The sequence below is a fragment of the Maribacter sp. MJ134 genome (assembly GCF_003970695.1).
In the GTDB taxonomy this organism is placed as follows: domain Bacteria; phylum Bacteroidota; class Bacteroidia; order Flavobacteriales; family Flavobacteriaceae; genus Maribacter.
The window spans coordinates 2,937,814-2,962,073 of the sequence record NZ_CP034570.1; the positions used below are offsets into that span (position 1 = coordinate 2,937,814).

25 protein-coding genes are annotated in these 24,260 nt (G+C 38.8%); 12 read left to right on the top strand and 13 right to left on the bottom strand.

Annotated elements, in window-relative coordinates; all coding sequences use genetic code 11:
• Positions 1-7 precede the first annotated feature (7 nt).
• The 3 genes from EJ994_RS12665 to EJ994_RS12675 all read left to right on the top strand — a co-directional run bounded on the left by EJ994_RS12665 (position 8) and on the right by EJ994_RS12675 (position 1,989).
• Positions 8-973: a ThuA domain-containing protein gene (locus EJ994_RS12665; protein ID WP_126592831.1), complete on the top strand. Its 966-nt coding sequence runs from the start codon at positions 8-10 to the stop codon at positions 971-973.
• A gap of 61 nt (positions 974-1,034) precedes the next feature.
• Entirely contained in the window at positions 1,035-1,424 is a 390-nt protein-coding gene (locus EJ994_RS12670; protein WP_126592832.1) for a DUF2721 domain-containing protein, read from the top strand.
• Positions 1,425-1,563: 139 nt separating this feature from the next.
• Positions 1,564-1,989, top strand: a complete 426-nt coding sequence (locus EJ994_RS12675; protein ID WP_126592833.1) for a hypothetical protein — start codon at positions 1,564-1,566, stop codon at positions 1,987-1,989.
• A gap of 31 nt (positions 1,990-2,020) precedes the next feature.
• On the opposite strand, the gene EJ994_RS12680 is transcribed toward EJ994_RS12675, so the two are convergent.
• Complete coding sequence (locus EJ994_RS12680; protein WP_126592834.1) at positions 2,021-2,995, bottom strand: succinylglutamate desuccinylase/aspartoacylase family protein; 975 nt, start codon at positions 2,993-2,995, stop codon at positions 2,021-2,023.
• Positions 2,973-3,863: a RimK family alpha-L-glutamate ligase gene (locus EJ994_RS12685; RefSeq protein WP_126592835.1), complete on the bottom strand. Its 891-nt coding sequence runs from the start codon at positions 3,861-3,863 to the stop codon at positions 2,973-2,975. The genes EJ994_RS12680 and EJ994_RS12685 overlap by 23 nt, the downstream gene beginning before the upstream one ends.
• Before the next feature lie 208 nt (positions 3,864-4,071).
• Here EJ994_RS12685 and EJ994_RS12690 point away from each other — a divergent pair, with 208 nt between their 5' ends.
• The 3 genes from EJ994_RS12690 to EJ994_RS12700 are packed head-to-tail and all read left to right on the top strand — an operon-like array spanning position 4,072 to position 7,499.
• Complete coding sequence (locus EJ994_RS12690; protein WP_126592836.1) at positions 4,072-4,740, top strand: succinate dehydrogenase cytochrome b subunit; 669 nt, start codon at positions 4,072-4,074, stop codon at positions 4,738-4,740.
• A 2-nt stretch (positions 4,741-4,742) separates the two neighbouring features.
• Complete coding sequence (locus EJ994_RS12695) at positions 4,743-6,746, top strand: fumarate reductase/succinate dehydrogenase flavoprotein subunit (protein ID WP_126592837.1); 2,004 nt, start codon at positions 4,743-4,745, stop codon at positions 6,744-6,746.
• Between the two features lie 6 nt (positions 6,747-6,752).
• Positions 6,753-7,499, top strand: a complete 747-nt coding sequence (locus tag EJ994_RS12700; protein ID WP_126592838.1) for a succinate dehydrogenase/fumarate reductase iron-sulfur subunit — start codon at positions 6,753-6,755, stop codon at positions 7,497-7,499.
• A 69-nt stretch (positions 7,500-7,568) separates the two neighbouring features.
• Here the strand turns inward: EJ994_RS12700 and EJ994_RS12705 are convergent, their stop codons facing one another.
• On the bottom strand, positions 7,569-9,692 hold the full coding sequence (locus EJ994_RS12705; RefSeq protein WP_126592839.1) for a P-loop NTPase fold protein: 2,124 nt from the start codon (positions 9,690-9,692) through the stop codon (positions 7,569-7,571).
• Between the two features lie 91 nt (positions 9,693-9,783).
• Here EJ994_RS12705 and EJ994_RS12710 point away from each other — a divergent pair, with 91 nt between their 5' ends.
• The 3 genes from EJ994_RS12710 (at position 9,784) to EJ994_RS12720 (ending at position 12,187) form a co-directional block, all read left to right on the top strand.
• Entirely contained in the window at positions 9,784-10,260 is a 477-nt protein-coding gene (locus EJ994_RS12710) for a very short patch repair endonuclease (RefSeq protein WP_126592840.1), read from the top strand.
• Between the two features lie 136 nt (positions 10,261-10,396).
• The gene (locus EJ994_RS12715) at positions 10,397-10,942 is read left to right on the top strand and encodes a type 1 glutamine amidotransferase domain-containing protein (protein WP_126592841.1); all 546 of its coding nucleotides are present in this window, start codon (positions 10,397-10,399) and stop codon (positions 10,940-10,942) included.
• Positions 10,943-11,029: 87 nt separating this feature from the next.
• The gene (locus EJ994_RS12720) at positions 11,030-12,187 is read left to right on the top strand and encodes a methionine aminotransferase (RefSeq protein ID WP_126592842.1); all 1,158 of its coding nucleotides are present in this window, start codon (positions 11,030-11,032) and stop codon (positions 12,185-12,187) included.
• A gap of 88 nt (positions 12,188-12,275) precedes the next feature.
• Here EJ994_RS12720 and EJ994_RS12725 read toward each other — a convergent pair whose 3' ends face one another.
• The 10 genes from EJ994_RS12725 to EJ994_RS12765 all read right to left on the bottom strand — a co-directional run bounded on the left by EJ994_RS12725 (position 12,276) and on the right by EJ994_RS12765 (position 21,795).
• Positions 12,276-13,334, bottom strand: a complete 1,059-nt coding sequence (locus EJ994_RS12725; protein WP_317128087.1) for a serine hydrolase domain-containing protein — start codon at positions 13,332-13,334, stop codon at positions 12,276-12,278.
• Positions 13,335-13,343: 9 nt separating this feature from the next.
• On the bottom strand, positions 13,344-13,823 hold the full coding sequence (locus tag EJ994_RS12730) for a GNAT family N-acetyltransferase (RefSeq protein ID WP_241240778.1): 480 nt from the start codon (positions 13,821-13,823) through the stop codon (positions 13,344-13,346).
• Positions 13,824-13,944: 121 nt separating this feature from the next.
• The gene (locus EJ994_RS17730; RefSeq protein WP_262707413.1) at positions 13,945-14,073 is read right to left on the bottom strand and encodes a hypothetical protein; all 129 of its coding nucleotides are present in this window, start codon (positions 14,071-14,073) and stop codon (positions 13,945-13,947) included.
• A gap of 2 nt (positions 14,074-14,075) precedes the next feature.
• Positions 14,076-14,279 carry a hypothetical protein gene (locus EJ994_RS12735; protein WP_126592843.1) on the bottom strand — a complete coding sequence of 68 codons (204 nt, stop codon included), beginning with the start codon at positions 14,277-14,279 and terminating at the stop codon, positions 14,076-14,078.
• Between the two features lie 785 nt (positions 14,280-15,064).
• Complete coding sequence (locus EJ994_RS12740; RefSeq protein WP_126592844.1) at positions 15,065-15,721, bottom strand: CoA transferase subunit B; 657 nt, start codon at positions 15,719-15,721, stop codon at positions 15,065-15,067.
• Between the two features lie 3 nt (positions 15,722-15,724).
• Positions 15,725-16,426, bottom strand: coding sequence for a CoA transferase subunit A (locus EJ994_RS12745; protein ID WP_126592845.1), 702 nt, complete (start codon positions 16,424-16,426; stop codon positions 15,725-15,727).
• Positions 16,427-16,538: 112 nt separating this feature from the next.
• Positions 16,539-18,881 carry a penicillin-binding protein 1A gene (locus EJ994_RS12750; protein WP_126592846.1) on the bottom strand — a complete coding sequence of 781 codons (2,343 nt, stop codon included), beginning with the start codon at positions 18,879-18,881 and terminating at the stop codon, positions 16,539-16,541.
• Positions 18,882-18,885: 4 nt separating this feature from the next.
• Complete coding sequence (locus EJ994_RS12755) at positions 18,886-19,371, bottom strand: gliding motility lipoprotein GldH (protein ID WP_126592847.1); 486 nt, start codon at positions 19,369-19,371, stop codon at positions 18,886-18,888.
• Positions 19,358-20,542, bottom strand: coding sequence for a stage 0 sporulation family protein (locus tag EJ994_RS12760; protein WP_126592848.1), 1,185 nt, complete (start codon positions 20,540-20,542; stop codon positions 19,358-19,360). Before EJ994_RS12760 ends, EJ994_RS12755 begins: the two co-directional genes overlap by 14 nt.
• 221 nt (positions 20,543-20,763) lie before the next feature.
• Positions 20,764-21,795 (bottom strand): rhodanese-related sulfurtransferase, encoded by a 1,032-nt coding sequence (locus EJ994_RS12765; RefSeq protein WP_126592849.1) that lies wholly within the window; start codon positions 21,793-21,795, stop codon positions 20,764-20,766.
• A gap of 355 nt (positions 21,796-22,150) precedes the next feature.
• Here EJ994_RS12765 and recA point away from each other — a divergent pair, with 355 nt between their 5' ends.
• From recA to EJ994_RS12780, 3 genes are all read left to right on the top strand, one after another.
• Complete coding sequence (gene recA, locus EJ994_RS12770) at positions 22,151-23,158, top strand: recombinase RecA (RefSeq protein WP_126592850.1); 1,008 nt, start codon at positions 22,151-22,153, stop codon at positions 23,156-23,158.
• Positions 23,159-23,230: 72 nt separating this feature from the next.
• Positions 23,231-23,644 (top strand): hypothetical protein, encoded by a 414-nt coding sequence (locus tag EJ994_RS12775; RefSeq protein WP_241240779.1) that lies wholly within the window; start codon positions 23,231-23,233, stop codon positions 23,642-23,644.
• 26 nt (positions 23,645-23,670) lie between these two features.
• Positions 23,671-24,234, top strand: a complete 564-nt coding sequence (locus EJ994_RS12780; RefSeq protein WP_099573423.1) for an RNA polymerase sigma factor — start codon at positions 23,671-23,673, stop codon at positions 24,232-24,234.
• The last annotated feature ends 26 nt before the right edge of the window (positions 24,235-24,260 follow it).

Genomic DNA, 24,260 nt, shown 5'->3' on the forward strand with positions numbered 1-24,260 from the left:
TAACCTTATGAAACGTATTATAATTCTAGTTTTCGCCATAAGTTTTTCGCAAGCACATATTTCCTGTGCAAAAAGTAAGGAACCCATAAAAGTTTTGATTGTTGACGGTCAGAACAACCACGCGCAATGGCCAAAGACAACGCATATGCTTGCTATTCATCTGAAAGAAAGTGGTTTGTTTACTGTTGATATTTATCGTTCTGCATATACTTGGAAAGGAGAAGAATTTCTTTCTAAATATCCTGTAGAGAAAAAAACGACCCCGTTGGAAAAACCCAAATCTGACCCAAACTTTGCGCCAGATTTCTCTAAATATGACGTAGTCATTAACAATTTTGGGTGGAATGCGGCGGAATGGCCAGAAGAAACCAAGCGCTCCTTGGAAAAGTACATGGAGAATGGTGGCGGGTTGGTTGTTTTTCATGCTGCGGACAATTCTTTTCCAAAATGGGAAGCGTATAATAAAATGATAGGCCTTGGTGGCTGGGGAGATCGCACCGAAAAAGACGGTCCATATGTCTATTATGATGACAATGGAGAACTAAGAAGAGATTTAAGTCCAGGTCCGGCGGGTGCCCATGGACCCCAAAGCGAATATCAAGTGCAGTTACGAAATAGCGAACATCCAATTACCAAGGGAATGCCAGAAGTATGGTTACATACCAAAGATGAGTTATATAATAGCTTGCGAGGACCTGCGGAAAACATGGAGGTTTTGGCAACGGCGTACGCAGACCCTAATAATAAAGGTACTGGTAGGCACGAACCTGCACTTATGACCTTGACCTATGGGAAGGGACGTATTTTTCATAATATCATGGGGCATGCGGATTATTCCGTTGCCTGTGTCGGATTCATTACTACCATGCTTCGTGGTGCGGAATGGGCGGCCACAGGAAAAGTTACTCAAGAGATTCCAAAAGATTTTCCAACCGCAGATAAGGTAAGCTCTAGAACATTTCCGAATAACTAAAACTACGCAACGGTTCATACGATATTTTGACCGTATTAAGAATAACATGAATTTATCACTTATGCAGTTAACATTAAGCATACCCGCTTTACTATTTCCGGCCATTTCTTTGACCATGCTTGCTTATAATGCACGCTATTTGGCCATTGCCGCGTTGATCAGACAGCTTTATGAAAAGTATCAAGAAAGTTCTTCTGGCCCGTTAGAACAACAAATAAACCAACTACGTAAAAGGCTAGGCATTATAAAAAGCATGCAGGCTACGGCAATCTTTAGCTTTTTACTGGCCGTAATTACCATGTCGCTTATTTATATGGAATTCAATTTTTGGGCCGATGTTATCTTTGGAATTAGCCTCATTGCTCTTATACTCTCATTGATATTATCGTTGATTGAAGTTCAACTGTCTACAAAGGCATTGGAAATACAATTGAAAAACATGGAGGCTTAAATCCCTACATACGGGACAACTGTAACGTTTTAACGTTAATTTGTCAGAAACTTCAATTTTTAAAGTCTTATTTTACTTTCCATAGATAATCAATTATATTGCTATCTTTATCTTCTATCCCAAAACTATAGCTTTTGTGATGAAACGTGTACGGGAACTTCCATTTTTTAAAAATATCAGAGAAGTCAGGGAATTCGATTTTGGTATTTTTTATTACTTCGATGGTCTAGTTATTTCGGAAATAAAAGAAGGGGTGATTTTTGATTGGAACATGGCCGAAAAAGCGGTTATAGCGGCACAGGAAATTTTTGGTGAAAACGCTCCAATTGCCTCTATATCCAATAGAATTAACAGTTATACGGTATCCCCTACGGATTGGATTAAATTCTACAATAACAGAAATCGATTAAGTTTCTATTCCGTAGTAGGTAGTACGCAAGGAAGTTTTACCAGTTTAGTTCTTGAACGTATGTTTTTTCAAAATTCCATTCATCAATTTACAGACCTGCAACAAGCAATTGATTTTAGTCTTGCTAAAATTGAAGAAAACAGGGCTACTGTTTAAATAGATCATATCACTACTTTCCAAACCATCTTTATACTAGGGCAACTCCTACATGAAACAGTGCGTCTCCTTGATTGACCACGGCTTGGTGATTAATACAAATGATGTAGCCGTCATCAGGGGCCTTTATGAGTTTGGTCTTCTTTCCGTAAATATCCGATACCAAACCTAAAATGGCCCCCTTTTGCATTTGAGTACCGTTCAGCACCTTAGGTATGAACATTCCCGCGGTAGGGGCTCTGAGCCATCTGCGCTTGCCTAAATATATGGTTTTCTTCAAGCCACCATAATCCTCGTTAGACTTCTTTACCATATCAAAATATCTTAGGATTCTTAAAATACCATCAATCCCGGCAGCAATGGAAAAATCGTCGAAACGCATACTTTCACCAGCTTCGAAGACGATTGTAGGCTTGTTCATTAAATAGGCTGCATTACGAAAAGAACCCTTTATCAATTTAGAAGAGAACGTAAAGGGTGCATTAAAGATAGAGGCCAACTTGGCACTTAAACCATCTTCATGAGTGTAGCGAATCTGCGGAAAATTATGCCGCTGGTTACCGCCCGTATGTAAATCGATTGCCACATCTATTTGATGCATGATCTCGTTAAGATAATGATAGGCAATTCTACTGGCCATGGAACCTTTTCGGGTTCCCGGAAAACTACGATTAACATCTTTCCCGTCCGGTACATCCCTTGAAAAATGAATAAATCCAAAAATATTCAGGATAGGCACCGCTACAATAGCACCTTTGTCAATGGTATATAATTTATCGGCCAACATTCTTCTTACGATTTCTATACCGTTGATTTCATCGCCATGCAAGCCAGCTTGTACAAGCAAGGTAGGGCCTGGGTTTTTTGAGTTGAACACATAAACGGGAATGTCTATGAGCGTTCCTGTAGGTAGACGGTCAATACTAATTTTCAAAAGTTTGTTCTCACCAGGAGCTACACGTTCCCCGCCAATTATGATTGTCCTATTTTCTTTTGCGAAGTCCATTTCTCTCTACAAATTTTATGATTTTTTGAGCAACATTGATACCAGTGGTAGCTTCAATTCCCTGAAGCCCGGGAGAAGCGTTTACCTCAATCAAAAGTGGTCCTTTTTTTGACCGTATTAAATCTACCCCTGCAACGCCCAAGCCTAAGTATTTGGATGCATTCAAGGCCATGTACTCTTCCTTTGCCGTTAACTTCACCTTTGCCATGCTACCTCCCCTGTGAACGTTGGAACGGAACTCGTCCAATTCGCTGGTTCTTTTCATGCTCGCTATAATCTTATCCCCAACAACAATAATGCGAATATCCTCGCCATTACTTTCGGCGACATATTCCTGCATTAGAATACTGGTATCCATTTTATAGAACGTATCGATGATAGATTTTGCGGATTTTTTAGTTTCTGCCAAAATGACCCCTAGCCCTTGCGTTCCTTCCTGTATTTTGATAATTACAGGAGCTCCTCCAAGAATTTCGATCTGTTCCTTGATATTATCCGAATTAATAGAAAATAGCGTTTCGGGAATAGGTATTCCCTTTCTTGCCATTATTTGAAGGGTTCTCACCTTGTTTCTGGCCCTAGCAATGCTTAAAGATCGTGCTGTACTAAAGACCCCGTTCATTTCAAACTGTTTTACTATTGCCACCCCGTGTCGGGTAACTTTAGTGCCAATTCTTGGGATTATAGCGTCAAACTCATCGGTAATATCTTCTTCCCTGTGATAAATTCTGGGCTGGTCGTTGCCCAATTTCACGGAACATTTGGTATGGTCTATAAGTTCAATATAGTGACCGGATTTCTGAGCTTCTTCAGCGATCCTTTTTGTGGAATAGACATTCATACTAACAGAAAGTAGGGCAATATCCATCTATAGATTGCTTTCCTCGTTAAATAAGTGCGCCTTACAATTCATCTACTCTGTTTAATGAAAGCTCCTAAAATAAGCTTTTTACCCTTTAAATTCTAAACAGGGTTTTACATATGATTAAAATGGGTCTAAATAATATACTAAACCCCTTGAAAACTTGTTAATAACTTGCCCGTACCTTAAATTTGTTAAGCTAAAAAATCAACAAATGAGTGGATTGTTAAAATCTTCAATAGCCCGAAAAGTAGTGATGGCGCTTTCTGGTCTTTTTCTTGTTTTCTTTCTTGGACAACACTTCGTCATCAATATTACCTCTGTAATTGCACCGGATACTTTCAACACGTGGTCACATTTCATGGGTTATAATCCCTTAGTGCAGTACATTTTGCAGCCCATTTTAATTGCGGGGGTCATTGTACATTTTGTGATGGGAATTGCCTTAGAAATTAAAAATAACCAGGCACGCTCAGTGAAGTATGCAAAATATAATGGTAGTGCAAATGCTTCTTGGATTTCGAGAAACATGATTATCACAGGTCTCGTAGTCTTGGCCTTTTTAGGATTACACATGTATGATTTTTGGGTGCACGAGATGGCATACAAATACATAGAGAATAATCCTGAGGACCCAACGAGGTATTATGCCGAAACGGTAGAAAAATTTGAGCCTTTAGTAAGGACCATTCTATATGTAATTTCTTTTGGACTTTTGGCACTACATTTACTGCATGGTTTTGCATCTTCTTTTCAAACCATGGGGGTAAACAATAAATACTCTCCTGCAATACAAACATTCACGAAAATATATGCCATCGCAATTCCTTTGGGCTTTGCATTCATTGCCATATATCATCATCTTAACCCAATAACACATTAAATATGGGCATATTGGATTCTAATGTTCCTTCTGGGCCACTGGCCGATAAATGGACAAAACATAAAAATGAAATTGACCTGGTAAATCCGGCCAACAAGCGTAATATAGATATTATCGTGGTAGGCACCGGATTGGCAGGAGGTTCCGCAGCAGCAACTTTAGCGGAACTGGGTTACAACGTAAAAACATTCTGCTATCAAGATTCTCCAAGAAGAGCGCACTCCATCGCCGCTCAAGGAGGTATCAATGCCGCTAAGAATTACCAAGGAGATGGCGATAGCAATTACCGTTTATTCTATGACACGGTAAAAGGAGGAGATTACCGTTCGCGCGAAGCTAACGTATATCGTTTAGCAGAAGTATCCGGACAGATCATTGACCAATGTGTAGCACAGGGAGTTCCTTTTGCGCGAGAATATGGTGGACTATTAGATAACCGTTCTTTTGGTGGTGTTCTGGTCTCTAGAACCTTCTATGCAAAAGGGCAGACAGGACAGCAATTACTTTTGGGAGCATACTCCGCTATGAACCGTCAGATCAATAGAGGTAAAATTCAGCCTTTTAACCGTCATGAAATGATGGATTTGGTAAAGGTAGATGGTAAAGCTCGAGGAATTATTGCACGTAACCTAGTGACCGGAGAAATTGAAAGACATTCAGCACACGCGGTCGTTTTAGCGACCGGGGGTTATGGGAATGTATTTTTCCTTTCCACCAATGCCATGGGAAGTAACGTAATGGCTGCGTGGAGAGCACACCGTAGAGGCGCTTATTTTGCAAATCCTTGCTATACGCAGATACATCCTACTTGTATACCAGTTTCCGGAGATCATCAATCTAAGTTGACATTGATGTCGGAATCTTTACGAAACGACGGACGAATTTGGGTTCCGGCAAGAAAAGAAGATGCCGTAGCCATTCGTGAAGGAAAATTAAAGCCCACACAGCTTAAAGAAGAAGATAGAGATTACTACTTGGAAAGACGTTATCCTGCTTTTGGAAACTTAGTGCCAAGGGATGTTGCCTCAAGAGCGGCAAAAGAACGTTGTGATGCTGGATTTGGTGTAAATAAAACAGGCGAAGCCGTTTATTTAGATTTTGACGCCGCTATAATGCGTTACGGTAAAGAAAAGGCATTGACCTCAGGAATGAAAGATGCCGATGACAAAACCATTAGAGCTTTAGGCGAAGAGGTTATAGAAGCTAAGTATGGAAACCTTTTTCAGATGTACGAGAAAATCGTAGATGAAAACCCGTACAAAACTCCTATGATGATTTATCCTGCTGTGCATTACACCATGGGTGGACTATGGGTAGATTATAATTTACAGACTACCGTAGAAGGTTGTTATGCAGCTGGTGAAGCTAATTTTAGTGATCATGGAGCGAACCGATTGGGAGCTTCTGCCTTAATGCAAGGACTTGCCGATGGTTATTTTGTACTGCCCTACACTATTGGGGATTACCTTTCGAACGATATTAGAACTGGTAAAATACCCACTGATTCCCCAGAGTTTGATGCTGCGGAAAAAGAAGTTCGCGATAGAATGGAGAAACTAATGAACGGCAAAGGCACCCACTCTGTAGATTATTACCATAAAATATTAGGTAAGATCATGTGGAACAAATGCGGTATGTCCCGTAATGCCAAAGAACTTCAAGAAGCCATTGACGAGATTTCCGCTTTGCGTAAAGATTTCTGGGAAAACGTTCGTGTTCCAGGAACGGCAGATAGTAAAAATCAAGAGCTAGAGAAGGCCGGTCGTGTGGCAGATTTCCTAGAATTAGGGGAGTTGTTCGCCAAGGATGCGCTAACACGTAACGAATCTTGTGGAGGCCACTTTAGGGAAGAATACCAAACACCAGAGGGCGAAGCCTTGAGAGACGATAAAAACTTCAAGTTTGTCTCCGCTTGGGAATACAAAGGCGAGCCTAAAGATGCAGTACTCCACAAGGAAGAGTTGAAGTACGAAAATATTGAGTTGAAGACGCGTTCCTATAAATAAAATGCTATGAAATTAACATTGAAAATATGGCGTCAAAAAGATGCTAGTTCCAAAGGAAAAATGATGGATTATACCATTGATGGTATAGATGGAGATATGTCCTTTTTGGAAATGATGGATGTTCTTAATGAAGACCTTATAAACAAAGGTGAAGAACCTGTGGAATTTGACCACGACTGTCGTGAAGGGATTTGTGGCTCCTGTTCTTTACAGATCAATGGCGAGCCCCACGGCCCGGACCGGCTAATCACTACCTGCCAATTGCACATGCGTAAATTTAATGATGGTGATACGATAACTATTGAACCGTTCAGGGCAAAGGCATTTCCAGTGATTAAGGATTTAATCGTAGACCGTACCGCTTTTGATAGGATTCAACAAGCTGGTGGCTATATATCGGTAAATACTTCTGGAAACACGCAGGATGCCAACTCCATTCCTATAGATAAGCACGATGCAGATGATGCATTCTATGCCGCAGCATGTATTGGCTGTGGTGCTTGCGTAGCAGCTTGTAAAAATGCTAGCGCTATGCTCTTTACCTCTGCTAAAGTATCTCAATACGCACTATTACCTCAAGGAAAAGTAGAGGCCGTAGACCGTGTCCAGAATATGGTGCGCCAAATGGATTTGGAAGGTTTCGGCAATTGTACCAATACCGGTGCATGTGAAGTGGAATGTCCTAAGGGAATATCCTTAGAAAACATTGCACGTATGAACCGCGAATATTTAAGCGCTAGCATCAAAGGTTAATTCAATCCCGTTCAAAATTATTTTAAAATCCCACACCTCATCATGTGGGATTTTTTAATTTTGTCATATTTATTTGATATTATTTCGGTAATGGTAAATGAATTGCTTGACATTATCCTCGACAGTCATTGATTTCTTACCATTATAATCAAAAGATTTAATATTCATATTAATTAATTCAGGATAAAACTTTTTAACCTTACTATAGACCCAGACTACGTCTAATAATTCATTTATATAATTAAAATTATCAAGGGACAACGCCCCAAAAAATTTATTATTCCAATAAGTGCAAAAATTCTGAATTAACTTCCCAGTACAATTTTTACTAACCGTGTAATTTTCAAGATAATCCTTGAATTCCTGTGGTTTATGATGCAACCAGACACTCATTACCATTTTATTGACAGGGTTTTTTGATTCCTTATAAAACGGGTGATTCATTAGTGACTTTACCTTCTCAATCAACAATACCTTTAACTTTAATTCAAAATCCTGATATTTAAACCCTCTGATAAAATAGCATAATTCAGAATAGTTTAGCAACTCTGCTAATTCCAAAACAATCTCTTCGTTGTTTTGTGGGTTATTAGTATTTAATTCTTGTGCAATCCTTTCTATAATCTCTAGTTTAGTGTTTTTTCCAAACATATCCTTTTGCTCATGCGGTATTTTGTTTCTAAACTTAAAAATATATTTAAAAAATAGATTTCTGTTTTCTATATCATTAAATCCTTCAACCAAATTTAACAACCTATAAGTTACTTTATGTAGTTCGTAGGTTTCAAAAAAATTTACAAGCATAGAATTTGCTTCATCGGTATTACCAAGATTGACATTAACCAAAAAATTTTCAATGAGTAATTCTGAAATTTTACCCTTTACATGGTACGAAAAATACTTATCAAAATGGTTAATATGATTGATTCTTAACTCCTTGTTATAAAGTTCAGGACTTTTTTTAGTTTGGAAAACCGCAGCTTGCAACAAAGGAAATAACCTTGAAATAATAGGCATTGTCATCTCATAATTATTCGACAGATTCTCTCTAAATCCATTTAAAGAGCTACTCACATTAGCACCATAAGAATCATTGAAAGTGATCTGCTGCTGCAATGCAGTCATTGGGTCATTTGGGTGGTATGACTTAATTTCATTATAGCATTTAGGATATTTAATTTTTAAATATTCAATCCAAAACAAATCACTAAGATTTACTTCTTTCCCAATAGCAAAAGCGGAGAAGAAAAAAGAGTTCATTACTCTTATAACTTCCCTTGGACTTTTAAATAAGTATGGCTTATATTCGGAAATGATTTCCCCTAATTCCTCCTTTTTAACTTCATCTAACTCATAACCCAGATTCTTAGTTAGAATTACAATCTTCGAACTTAAAAATCTTTTTAAATCAGCTTCCTCTGCTTTTGGCAACGTAATGGGTATATTTATAATTTTATCTAGAAAAAGCCTACCATCCTCAACCTCGGTTCCATATCTGTGATTAATTGCCTTTGCGACCTGTTCGTTGTCCATAGTGATTAAATAAATTAAATTCTTAAAATTTCCATTTAACTTGATAATCTTAAGAATTGTATATATTTCATCCTTATCTAGCCTATCAACATCATCAATAAATACTATTATCTTGAATTTAGCACTAACTAAAGCTTCATTTATTTTGATTTTTATCTCTTCTAAGGAAAGTCTAGGGCTTTCCAAGTCATCTCCTAAAGTCTTTAAGATTTCATAAGGTTCAAATGTAACCTTAGTTCCGAAAACTTTTGGGACACCTGTGGATACAGATAGTTTTACCGCCTTTAAATACCTTCCGTATTTTCTAATTAATTTACCGGCTTTTTCAAGAGATTCGTTTGTTGAAAAGAAAAGCCTAGTACTAAGACCCTCGTAAAAATCAAATAAAATTTCTTCTTCCGAACCATATCTCCAAGGATTAAAGTGATATTTCATTACTCCCAGTTCATCATCATTCTTTTCAAATACATCTATATTTTTCTCTAATAAATTTAAAAAGGAGGTCTTTCCTTCGCCCCACTTACCATAAATCCCTATTGATAATGATTCTTCAAAAACATTCGTAGTCTGGATAATGCGTTGAACTTTTTTTGCAAAAAATTGAAAATTAAATAAGTCATCTTTTTCAAATAAAATTGGGGTATCCTTTATAATCTCCATCCAACAATAAGTTTAATCTAAGTTAACAATTAGTTATCTAAAAATTCTTGGTCTTAAACTTAAAACCGAAATAAAATTAATACCTTAAAACATGTCCAAACCATACGCTGAAGAACGTATCAAGGTACCTCGTTTTAATGAGGAATCCGGCTTTTATACGACACCTCAACGCTCTAAAATAATGAGCAAAATTAGAGGCAAGAACACCAAGCCGGAACTTGCATTTAGGAAAGCGCTCTACGCGGCAGGTTATCGCTATAGGATTGACTACAAAAAGCTTATAGGAAAACCGGACATTGCACTACCCAAATATAAAACAGTAATCTTTATTGATGGTGATTATTGGCATGGAAAGGATTGGGAGCTAAGAAAGCCTAAAATTAAAACCAACAGCGCATTTTGGGTTGCCAAATTTGAACGCAACATACAGCGTGATAAAGAAGTAAATCTAGCCCTAGCGGAAAAAGGGTACACCGTTTTCCGGTTTTGGGAATCAGAGATTAAAAAAGATATAGGGGCTTGTCTTCAAAAGGTAATCGTCCACCTAAATTCCATGCATACGCGATAATTTTTTATGCCATAAAACTCAATTAGGAAACCTTTAACCTTTGAAAGTCCTAATTTATAAAGGCTTTAACGGATTTTTCAACTTCTGTTTATTAAATTAAAGATGAAATTAATTATTAACCTTAAAACAATAACAAATGAAGAGGATTGCAATTTTAGCAACAAATGGATTTGAAGAAAGTGAATTAAAATCACCCAAAGAAGCGATGGAAAATGCCGGATTTCAGGTAGATATCGTAAGCCCGGAAAACGAAGAAATCAAAGGATGGGCAAATGGAAACTGGTCCGATACCTACAAGGTAGACAAAACATTGAATGACGTTAAAGCAGAAGATTATAATGCCCTAGTCTTACCGGGCGGAGTGATTAATCCGGATAAACTGAGAAGGAACGACGAAGCCCTACTATTCGTGAGGGATTTCTTTAAAATGAAGAAACCGGTTGCGGCCATCTGTCACGCTCCGCAAATTTTAATTAGTGCAGACGTGGTCAAGGGAAGAAAAATGACATCGTTCAGTTCTATTAAGGACGACTTAGTAAATGCTGGGGCAAAGTGGATAGACCAAGAGGTAGTTGTAGACGAAGGATTCGTAACCAGCAGAAATCCGAACGATTTACCAGCTTTCAATTCAAAGTTGATTGAAGAGATAAAAGAAGGAAAGCACGAAGAACAACATGCGTAGTCTTCTGACTTTATGATTATTGAAGCCCGATGGAAACATCGGGTTTTTTTATGTCCCAAACAGTACTTATTTCCTTAATTTTAAACTGTGCAAACCAATAAATTACAATTCAATTCTAAATTGCCTAAGGTTGAAACCACCATTTTTACAACGGTGGGTAACTTAGCAAGAAAGCATGATGCCATTGACCTATCCCAAGGCTTTCCAAATTTCAAGGCCGACCAAGAACTCATGCAATTGGTGGCGCAAGCCATGCAAGATGGGCATAACCAATACGCCCCAATGCCAGGCTATTTTGGATTGCGCGAGGTTATCTCCCAAAAGATGGATAGCTTACACGAGGCTTACTACCATCCCGAATCAGAAATTACGGTAACCGTTGGTGCTACACAGGCTATTTTTACGGCTATAACGGCATTCATAAACCAAGGTGATGAAGTAATCGTCTTAAAACCGGCCTATGATTGTTATGAACCGGCTATTGAACTCAATGGAGGTATTCCCATACACCTAGAACTTAAAGCTCCAGAATATGCGGTAGATTGGGTCGCCTTTAAAGCATTGCTTACGTCCAAAACCAAAATGGTAGTTATTAACACACCGCACAATCCTAGTGGTCGTATATTTTCGAAAGCGGATATGCTGCAATTACAAGCCTTGTTGCGTGATACCGATATTATCTTAATTAGTGATGAGGTATATGAGCACATCATCTTTGATGGTGCTGAGCATGAAAGCGTTGCAAGGTTTGAGGGTTTGGCTTCGCGCAGTTTTATTTGTGCTTCCTTTGGAAAAACTTTTCATGTCACCGGATGGAAAATGGGCTATTGCGCAGCTCCAGCCCCTTTAATGAAAGAGTTTAGAAAAGTACATCAGTTTAACGTATTCAGTGTAGACCATCCTACCCAACGTGCCATGGCCAAATATCTAAAACATAAAATTCATTACACAGACCTGAATGCTTTTTATCAGCAAAAGAGAGATTTCTTTTTAAAGGGTGTAACCAGTTCCAAGTTTCTTTTTAAACCGACCATGGGCACTTATTTTCAATTATTGGATTATAGTCAAATCACAGATGAAGCGGACGAGGATTTTGCTAAAAGGTTAATCACGGACTATAAAATAGCCAGCATTCCTATTTCGTCCTTTAATGTGGACAATAGGGACGACAAGGTACTACGGTTCTGTTTTGCCAAAAAGCCAGAAACCCTGACTAAAGCCTTGACCGTTCTTAACCGACTTTAAGGCATTGCGGCATTTACCTTGGTCATGAATGCTCCTATTTTACTAGGCTCTAACCATCGGGTAACCACGACCAAATCATTGTCCCGGTCTACGACGATAAAATTCCCGCCAAATCCTGCAGCGTAATAGATGTTTTCCGAAAGACCTTCCCAGTGCCTATCCCCTTTTTTATTAAGCCACCACATATAGCCATAATTGGGGTTTGGGGCGGAGGCGTAATGGCCTGTTCAATCCACTCGTTGCTAATTATGGATTGATTTTTCCATTTGCCATTGTTCAAGAACAAAAGTCCAAAACGGGCCATGTCTTCGGTATTTATGAATAGGCCTGCGCCAGAATGACCGCCACCCGTTACGGATTTCATGTTTATTCCATCGATTTCTGTCCAAGCATGGTCATAACCGTACCACCGCCAAGTTGAAGAAGCACCGATATGGTCCATAATATTTTCCTTGAGAACCTGTGGCATGGGCTTACGCCACACATGAGTAAGGGCATATGCCAAAACATTGACTCGAACATCGTTATATTCCATTACGGTTCCCGGTTCTTTGGGAAGTGCAAATTTCCAATCATCTACATTACCCTCCTTTGGTGGTCGGTCGGCCCAATCCTTAGCTCCCCAAAGCGCTCCCCACCAAGCTGAATTTTGCTGTAGTAAATGCTCCCAGGTAATCTTTGAGTTATGGGCACCATCAAAGGTTCCATCCCAAATATAACCTCCAACTTTATCATTGGTATTGGAAATGATTCCTTTATCAACCGCCAAGCCTGCCATAGTACTCAAAAAACTCTTGGTGACACTAAAGGTCATGTCTACCCTTTTGGTATCTCCCCACTGGGCAATAACATATCCGTTTTTAAGGATCATTCCCGCAGGTCCGCCTCTTTTTTTCGTAGGACCCAAAATCTTATGATAAGGTTCTCGTTCAAAACCCTTAAGAATAGCGATACGTAAATCTCGCGAACCGGAGTATTCGTTAGACTCCGCAAACGATACAGCCTCATTAAGTTTGGAACCGTCCACTTTAAACGCTTTCGGGTCCTTTTGTTCCCAAGCCAAATTTTTATCCGGAAAATAGTATTCTTGTGCCGTTATTGCGGTTGCTCCAAAAAGTAGTAGTGTAAATAGAATGAGGTATTTCATGGTAAGTCTTTATGAGGTCCTTAAGTTAATCAAATCAAAACGCATTAACCAATCCGTTTGTTTATCCGAACCAATAAAATAAGGATGCGTCCCGAACTTCTTAAAGCCATGTTTTTCGTAAAATTTAATCGCCTTTATATTTCTTTCCCAGACACCTAGCCATAAAAAGGATTTACCGGCTTCGGCCATTAACTGTTTTGCCTTATTAAGGATCATTGCTCCATATCCATTGCCCTGATATTCGCGCACCACATAGATGCGTTCCAATTCCATACTTTCCTCCAGTTTCAAATCAGACTGGGCATCATTAGTATTCAACTTGAAATACCCAATTCTAACCTTCTTTAGGTAGGCGAAATAAAATGTAGTATTTGGATTTTGAAATTCTGCCATGAGCCTTTCATTACTAAAAGCCACTTTCATATAGTTCTCAAAATCCTCTGGGTCGTTATCTGCTGCGAAAGCTTCAGAAAACGTCTTTTTTGCCATCTTAACCAAGATTTCCAATTCTTCTTTTTGGCATTTTTTATAGGTAACCATCACACTACTAAAATAAAAAAAGGAGCAAATAAATTTGCTCCTCTACGGGGGAATTTTGATGTTACATTATTTATATCATAAACAACTTCTTAGTCAGTTTAAAGATTCCTTTCAGAAATTCTCCGATATGCATAGTTGGTTCTTCTATGGCTACTGTTTTTTGATTCGTTGGGGTTTGCATAATTAGTAGGTATTTCATTATTAATTTTGTTTTGAGGCGAAGTTACTTCCGGTAACTCTTACCAAGTATGTTCCATTTTCACTAGCTACCATCTTTACCTTATCGTCCGGGAAATCGGTCCCAGGGTAAGAAATGGTGTATATATCATCTTCTACCGTCCATCTAAAATCTGTTAAGAAGGTCACCTCTTCACCATTATATCCATGAAACCTTCCTAGATACACATCATTAAAAATTCACTCTTCCTTGTCTACGGTCATTTTGTTACTATTGGTGGCGGTTTTGACATTATGTTGCCAAATACCAATTACGGGGTCATTATTTATCTCTATTTTTGAACATGATGTGAAAAGAACGCATACTACTAAACATTTGAAAAAAGTCTTCATTTTAGGTTAAGTTTTTAAAAGCGATTTGGGATTCACTTTAATTACAATACAAATATATGAAGGAATTTTCTTACAAAAATAATTAATGTGGCGAAATGCTCATTTTTTGTTGTCAACTGAACGAATATAAAAATATAATCGTTGAAATGACATTTTTTATCGTTGAAATACAAAATTATTTTAATTAGGTTATCTATTCATATGAATTTTTTCGTTTTATGCGGAGATTCAAGAAATTTCTACGTCGTATAAAGCTTCAAAAAGCACTTAAGATATCCCCGTTTCAAAAATTAAAGAATAAAAAAAGAGCGACTTGGGGGAGTCGCTCTTTTATAATCTATTCTTTTAAAGAATCTATAACATAAATAATTTTTTGGTCAATTGTACAATTCCGCTGAAAAAATCATTTCTGTAAACTTGTACTTTCTCTTCTGGTGCAATGTGGTTCGTTTGGGAATTCATTTGGGTAAAATTTATTTTTTTATTGTCGGTTATTATTTTTCTACACGATAAATATAACGTCGATAATTCGTTTTTTCAGCATTATTGTTGTGAACGCATTCTAAAATGTTGTGAAAAAAACGAACCGTTTCCTTTCATCGATAAAATGCATACTATATTCAATCTAATTGCATCTCCTTCACGTTGTCCGCTACCTGCAAGTTTCCTTCGGTCGCGGCCTTAATCTGCTCTATGCTAACGCCAGGGGCATGTTCTAAAAGCAAAAAGCCTTTTGGGGCAACCTCTAATACTGCCAAGTTCGTCACGATTTTCTTAACACAGGCAACTCCCGTTAAAGGAAGCGAACATCTTTTAAGCAATTTAGACTCACCCGCTCTGTTAGTATGCATCATAGCCACAATGATATTTTCAGCAGAAGCTACCAAATCCATTGCCCCTCCCATGCCTTTCACCATTTTCCCAGGTATTTTCCAATTGGCGATATCTCCTTGCTCAGAGACTTCCATAGCTCCTAAAATAGTTAAGTCTACGTGTTGACCCCGAATCATATTAAAGCTTGTAGCCGAATCAAAAAAAGAGGCGCCAGGAAGTGTGGTTATGGTTTGTTTACCTGCATTAATGACATCCGCATCTTCTTCGCCCTCATATGGGAATGGCCCCATACCCAATACGCCGTTCTCGCTTTGGAACTCTACACTAATATCGTCCCTCACAAAATTCGCGACCAAAGTAGGGATGCCTATACCAAGATTTACATAATACCCATCTCTTACTTCTTTGGCGATACGTTTCGCAATTCCATTCTTATCTAACATAGTCTATGCTCTTTGTCTTATGGTTCGCTGTTCAATTCTTTTCTCGTAAGACGTTCCCTGTAAAATACGCTGAACAAAAATACCTGGAACATGTATTTCATTGGGATTCAATGCTCCGGCAGGAACCAGTTGCTCTACTTCCGCTACTGTAATTTCAGCGGCCCCACACATGGCCGGGTTAAAGTTTCTAGCAGTTCCTTTAAATATAAGGTTACCGGCCTCATCCCCTTTCCAGGCCTTAACGAACGAAAAGTCGGCCTTAAAAGCCTCCTCAAGCACATACATTTTTCCGTTAAATTCTCTGGTTTCCTTCCCTTCTGCAACCTCCGTTCCGTATCCTGCAGGTGTAAAAAATGCTGGAAAACCTCCTTGTGCAGCCCTACATTTCTCAGCTAGGGTGCCCTGAGGTGTTAACTCTACCTCTAACTCGCCACTAAGCATTTGTCTTTCGAACTCATCGTTTTCTCCCACATAGGAAGAAATCATTTTTTTTATCTGCTTTTGCTGCAATAAAAGACCTAAGCCAAAATCATCTACCCCTGCGTTGTTAGATATGCATACAATGTCCTTAATCCCCATTTTAACCAGTTGCCCTATCGCATTTTCAGGGATACCACACAACCCGAATCCTCCAAGCATAAACGTCATACCGTCCTTTACGCCCTCTAGCGCTTTCTCAATATTAGGTACAGTTTTGTTTATCATAATTATAGATTTATCTCCTTCTAAATTACTGCTTTTAAATGAAATCTCACGTAAAAAAAAGACCCTGCATTGTGCAGGGTCTATTCTATTAAAATAAGAAACCTATGGTTTTTTAAAAATCTAAATCCTCTAGATCATCTTCTAGCTCAATGTCCTGTTTCTGGTTTTCCACAAACTTTTCACAATCCGTAATTATCGACATGTTATCCGGTTTCTCAAAATCGCCCTTTGATATCCCTAATTCCTCATTTGCATAATTCTTCTTCATATATAATCCCCAAATGGGTAAGGCCATTGATGCGCCTTGACCGTATAGAATATTTTTAAAGTGTACGGAACGTTCCTCACCACCTACCCAAACACCCGTTACCAAATTGGGTACCATTCCCATAAACCAACCATCACTGTTGTTTTGGGTAGTCCCCGTTTTACCGGCAATCGGGTTCGTAAGCTCATAAGGGTATCCTGTTATAATCTCTTTATAGACTGAATTATTCTTATTGTAACTATGTCGTAATCTCGTTCCAGAACCTCCCTGAGTAACACCTTTCATTAAGTCTACCATGGCATAGGATACTTCTTTACTGAGCACGTCCTTTGTTTCTGGAACGTACTCGTACAGCACAGTTCCGTTCTTGTCCTCTATACGCGTTACCATTACCGGTTTCACATAAACTCCTTGGTTGGCAAAAGCGCCATAGGCCCCAACCATTTCGTATACGTTAACCAATTCTGTTCCCAAGGCAATAGCGGGTACAGGTAATATTTCATTGGTGAAACCTAAATTTTTTACGATAGAAACTACGGACTTAGGCCCTACCTTATCTATTAACTGGGCAGTAACCGTATTTACTGAATTAGCCAAGGCATATTTCAGGGTCATATCCCTACCCGAATATTTAAAGTCCGAATTCCTAGGGCACCACGGTTCCATATTACCGTGTTTGCCAGCTTCTATACAGTATTGCGTGTCTGGCAGTGTCTCACAGGGAGATAAACGTAATTGGTCAATGGCCGCAGCATAAACGAACGGTTTAAACGTAGACCCAGCCTGTCTAGAACCTTGAATCACATTATCATATTGAAAATGCTTATAATTTATGCCTCCTACCCAAGCCTTAACGTGGCCGGTCTGTGGCTCCATGGACATCATTGCCGCTCTAAGAAAAGTCTTGTAGTAACGTATAGAATCCAAAGGGGTTAAAACGGTATCTTTTTCCTTGGTATCGCTCTTCCAATCAAATACGGTCATTTCCGTCTTCTTGGTAAAAGAATCTCGTATCTCTTTTTCAGATTTCCCAGCTTCTTTCATTTTTCTCCAACGTTCCGATGTTTTTATAGCCCGTTCCATAATACGGTCGGTTTCATCATCGGTTAAGTCTAAAAAAGGAGTAGTTGGGTTCCGCTTCTTTGTGTTTTGAACGAAAAATTCTGCTTGTAAGCGCTCCATATGTTGGGACACGGCCTCCTCGGCATTCGCCTGCATTTTAGAATCTATGGTCGTATAAATCTTAAGTCCATCTAAGTAAAGATTGTACCTGTCCCGTTCCCCTTCAAGAGCCGGTTTTGGATTTTTTTCAATCCAGTCTTTCATGAACCGTTGCAAATACATTCTGAAATAGGTAGCCAGACCTTCTCTATGGTTCTCTGGATTATAATTAATGTTCATTTCCAAGCCCCGGAGGGAGTCTCTTTCCTTCTCGGATATAAACTCATACCTGGCCAACTGTCCTAAAACAATGTTTCTCTTTTTCTGTGTGAGCTCCTCCCGTCGCAAAGGATTGTACAGGGAAGAATTTTGAAGCATTCCCACTAACATGGCAGACTCCTCCATTTTTAAATCTTTTGGTTCCTTACCAAAATAGATTCGTGAAGCAGAACGAATACCATCGGCGTTATTACCAAAATCGTAAATATTAAGATACATGGCAATGATTTCCTCCTTGGTATAGCTACGTTCTAGCCTGATCGCTAAAACCCATTCCTTTATTTTCTGCTGAATGGTCTCGAATTTATTTCTGGACCGTACGCCTACAAAGAGTTGACGTGCCAATTGTTGGGAAATAGTACTTGCACCTCCTCTTTTACCAAGAAAAAATGCGGCCCTTAAAGTTCCTCGGGCATCTATTCCCGAATGGTCCCGAAAACGAATGTCCTCGCTAGCAATTAAGGTGTTCACCAGATTTTCTGGGAGATCTTCGTATTTAACATCCGTACGGTTATCATCTAGATAAAATTTACCTAATAACTTATTGTCCGAAGAGAGTATTTGAGAGGCTAAATTTGTTTGCGGATTTTCTAGATACTCATAGGGTGGTAATTCTCCGAACAGGCCCCACGAAGCAGAAAGAAATATTAATGCAACGAAAGCTATACCTGAAATAAATAAAATCCAAAACCATTTGATAAACTTAAAAAAGCCCTGAGACTCTTTCTTTTTAGCGACTTTTGCCATTAGCTTAGGGGTTACTCTTTGTTATTTCTATACCTACATCCGTGATACCTTCCAGTGCTATAATACCGGAAACAGTACCATTTTTTCGCATAGCGTGGGATATCTCTAAATTATATACGCCCTTGGCGGGGAAAACGATGTTTTCCTTGTACCAAAGTTTATTTTCCTTGATGCTTCCGTTTCCCTTCCCTAGCCACGTTCCGTCCGGCAGGGCCATTTTATATTCTAAAGTGTCCTGCAACACCTCTCCGTTCGGTGTGGTTAAAGCTGTAATCAGAAAAAGGTTGCTGTAGGGGAAATTTTCATCGTTCCTCACATTGATGAACATATGATGATTCTGGACCGTATCTAATTCAGGGAAAGAAAATTGAACAACATTGTCCCTGTTCCAAACAGCGCCGTTTATGCTCTTGTATTCTGTATGGGCTACGTTGGTATTACAGGAAGCTATGATGATCGTGAAAATTAGCAGACAACTAATGCTTCGCATTTTTTTGATTTCTTTTTCTATTGTTGTTCTTTTTACGGTTCCTATTTTTATTTCTGTTGTTCCTGTTGCTCTTTCCTTTAGGCCTGTCGAACCTTGTGAGACTATCTTGCCCTACCACATTTTCAAAAACGACCTTTTCCTCTACACTATTTTCCAAGGCATACAGTTCTAGACTGGCTACTTTTTCCTTTTTCCTGTTCTTTTCGAGAATTTCATTGGTCTGGTCTTTGGAAAGCACATGCCAGTTCGCAGGTTCGTCCTTATAGGAAAACCACAACATTTCCTTAAAAATATCCGTTTTTTGGCAAAAGGCAAGCCCTTTCTCGGTAAATAGTTTGGTGTCCTGAGACGGAAAGTCTTTCAATGCATCCAAGTAAGCATCGAGCTCATAGTTTAAGCAACATTTTAACTTTCCACATTGACCGGCCAGTTTTTGAGGATTTAAGGAAAGTTGCTGATAACGGGCAGCAGAAGTACTCACGGACCTAAAATCCGTTAGCCAAGTAGAGCAACATAATTCCCTGCCACAAGAACCGATTCCGCCAAGACGTTGTGCCTCTTGCCGGTATCCTATTTGGCGCATTTCAATGCGAATACCAAATGCTTTGGCCATGTCCTTTATAAGCTGACGAAAATCAACACGCTCCTCTGCGGTGTAGTAGAATGTAGCCTTGGAACCGTCACCCTGAAACTCTACATCAGAGATTTTCATCTGTAATTTCAATATGATGGCTATTTCCCTGGCCCTTTTCTTTATCTCTTCTTCCCGGTCCCTACATTTCTGCCAAATATCAATATCTTTTTGGGAAGCTTTTCTGTAAACCTTGGCAAAATCTTCGGATTTATAATCTTCTTTCTTGCGCTTCATCTGAACGCGCACCAACTCTCCGGTCAAGGTAACCATACCTATGTCATGACCCGATTGGGCCTGTGTAGCGACAATATCGCCAATAGAAAGTGAAAGGTTTTCTGTGTTCTTATAGAACCCTTTTCTGCTATTTTTAAATCTTATCTCAACGAACTCAAAAGGCTTCTCTCCATTGGGTAACGCCATATTGGAAAGCCAATCAAAAACTGTTAATTTATTGCAACCATCTGTACCGCAAGTACCATTATTCTTGCATCCCTTTGGTTGTCCATCCTTGCCGGTAGAACAACTACTACAACCCATATTTTATATATTGATTTGACAGGAACAGTCTAATTCCGCCAAAAAAGGTTCATAAAAACTTAATGGTAAAGATAGTGTTTTTTTAATCCGATGTAAAGTACGACACCAGAGTGCTCCCCGTCAAGAATGAGGTAATCCTTATATGACTTTTTTGATGATCAAAAGTAATAGCCCAAAGTTGGGCTATAAAAAAAGTGCTCTCAGGAACCGAAGCGTAAGTACTACTTTTTAAACTTTAATACTTCGGAGCGCCCTTTTTTAAAAATCTTATTGCTGACCGTTTTTCCTTTTCTCAGAGCTTTCTGCTCTTCAAAAGGTAGCTCGTGAACCTCTTTACAGTCGTCCGAACAGCACTGATTCATTTTTTCGGCGCACGACGAGCACTGAATGAACAGTAAGTGACATGCCTCATTTGCGCAGTTCACATGCTCGTCGCAAGGTTCCCCGCACTGGTGGCATTGTGCTATGACATCATCACTGATACGCTCTCCTCTCCTATGATCGAACACAAAATTTTTACCCCGGAATTTATTCTCTAGATTTTGGTTTTTTACCTGCCGCGTATATTCAATGATACCACCCTCTAATTGATACACCTGTTGAAATCCTTTGTGCTTGTAATACGCACTTGCTTTTTCGCAACGTATGCCACCCGTGCAATACATTACTAATTTTTTATCTTCCTTATGGTCCGCTAAATCTTTCTCAATAATATCCAATGAATCACGAAAAGTATCCACGTCCGGGGTTATCGCATTCTTAAAATGGCCTATTTCACTTTCATAATGGTTGCGCATATCTACCAAAACCGTATCAGGGTCCTCAATGAGTTCATTAAAACGTTTGGCATCTACATGAATCCCTTTATTGGTAACGTCGAAAGCAGCATCATTAAGACCGTCCGCAACAATTTTATGACGCACTTTCACCTTCAATTTTAAAAAGGACATATTATCCTGTTCAATGGCAATGTTCAAACGAACATTTTTCAAGAAAGAAATACTGTCCAAATGGGATTTGAACGCATCAAAATTCTCGGCTGGCACAGAAAGTTGTGCGTTTATACCTTCGTGCGCAATATAAATGCGCCCGAGAACTTCTAACTCGTTCCAATGAATAAAAAGATAATTCCGGAATAATGCCGTGTTGGCTATGTGTGCATATTTATAGAAAGAGATGGTAAGGCGTTCTTTTCCGGCCTGTTCAATTAAAGATGCTCTTTCCTTAGCACTTAAAGTATTGTACAGTTGCATGCTATACCAATTATTTAAGTTAAAGAATGATTTTTAAGTTGGCAAAGGTACAAAAATCGGTTTTTCTTAGTCCAAGCGCAGCTTTTAAAAAAAGGCTTATTAAAAACAAAAAGAGCCTTGATTACTCAAGACTCTTTATTCGGCTATTCCATTTCTCTTCTTCATAGCATTCTTTGAAAATGATAAAAGGAGATAGCCACCAATCTCCGTTGACACTAAAAACAACGGATTATAACCAAATAACCAACAGACTTTTTAAATAAGATAACAATTATAGAAAATGGTTGCGTAATAGCACGCTATATTATTCTTTTCAAAAAAGAAGTGTTAATTTAGCTACCCTAAAATTGAAAAGATGAGTTCCGAGAAAGATGCAAAATTAAAAGCCCTTAAACTAACGCTGGATAAAATGGACAAGACCTATGGTAAGGGTGCTGTCATGAAAATGGGAGATAGCGTGGTTGCGGATGTTGAGGTGATACCTTCAGGTTCTTTAGGGTTGGATATTGCCTTGGGAGTAGGTGGATATCCGCGTGGAAGAGTTATTGAAATATACGGTCCGGAATCATCTGGTAAAACTACATTAACACTACATGCTATAGCTGAGGCTCAGAAAAACGGTGGCATTGCCGCTTTTATAGATGCGGAACATGCTTTTGACCGTTTTTATGCCGAAAAATTAGGGGTAGACATTGATAACTTAATTATTTCCCAACCGGATAATGGGGAGCAAGGTTTGGAAATTGCGGACAATCTAATTCGCTCCGGAGCTATTGACATTGTAGTAATAGATTCCGTTGCCGCTCTTACACCAAAAAGTGAGATTGAAGGAGAAATGGGCGATTCAAAAATGGGCTTACACGCCCGTTTAATGTCGCAAGCCTTGAGGAAATTAACGGGTTCCATCAGCAAAACGCATTGTACCGTTATATTCATTAACCAGTTGAGAGAAAAAATTGGTGTTATGTTCGGTAATCCAGAAACTACTACTGGCGGTAATGCCCTTAAATTCTACGCATCCGTTCGATTGGATATTAGAAGATCCACCCAGATAAAGGATACGGATGGTAATATTCAAGGAAACAAAACAAGGGTAAAGGTCGTAAAGAACAAAGTTGCGCCTCCTTTCCGAACCACCGAGTTTGATATCATGTATGGCGAAGGAATATCGAAAGTAGGAGAAATCATAGACTTGGGTGTTCAGTATGAAATCATCAAAAAAAGTGGTTCATGGTTCAGCTATGGAGACACAAAATTAGGTCAAGGTAGGGACGCCGTAAAGTCATTGTTGCTAGACAATCCTGAACTTTTTGAGGAATTAGATGTAAAAATTAGGGAGGCCATTAATACCATTAACTCCTAATACATCATTTTTTACAAGGTTTACGCAACCTTTAGGGTAGATTTTCATCTTTAAAGAAAAGAAATTATCGTAATGGGAAGAAAAGTTATTTTCCTGGTGGTATGTTTTACTTTATTGCTGTGTGGTTGCTCCAACGATGATGGTCCAAATTTTCATTTTACGGCATTACAAATAATCAGTGCCGATGTTCCGGAATCGTTTGAACTAAATCAGACCTATCAAATAAACGTTACCTATAACCTGCCTGACGGTTGTACCGCTTATGAGGGTTTCGATGTAAGTGACGAAGATACCACTACAAGAAATATCGTTGCCATAGGTTCTGTTAGAACGGACATAGAGGCATGCACACAGATAGTTACAACAGAAGAGGCATTTTTTAATTTTACGGTCATCTACAACCAACCGTATACCTTTAAATTTTTTCAAGGAGAAAATAGTGATGGGGAAGCTGAATTCCTTGAAATAATTGTACCCGTAAATTAAAAACCAACTTAATCCAACCAATCTTAGTGAGTCTAGAACAGCTCATACATAACTGTAAAAAGGGCGACCGAAAGGCGCAGGCGCAGCTATATAGAAAATATTCCGCCGTTCTCTTTGGTATCTGTCTTAAATATTCCAAGAACAAGACCGAAGCGGAAGACAGCTTGCATGATAGTTTTATGACCATTTATGATAAAATTGAGCAGTATAAGTCCAAAGGGTCTTTTGAAGGCTGGATGAAAAGAATTACAGTAAACACCGTATTACAGAAATACAGAAAGGAAGAACCTTTAAATGTTGTGCATGAAAATACGGAAGAAGAAGTAACCGTGGATTCCTCTTTTGAGGATATTGGATTACAGACCTTGTTGGAATATATAAGGGAGCTTCCCAATAAATACAGAACAACTTTTAATTTATACGTACTTGATGGGTACACACATAAAGAAATAGGTGAGTTGCTGGGTACCAGCACCGGAACATCAAAATCTAATCTTGCTAGGGCACGAATGCTCTTAAAAGAGAAAATAGAAAACAAAATTTCTCAATCAATTATCGGGATGGTAATACTATTGGGAAGCTATATATGATTCAAAAGAGTCAAAATAAAAAATTA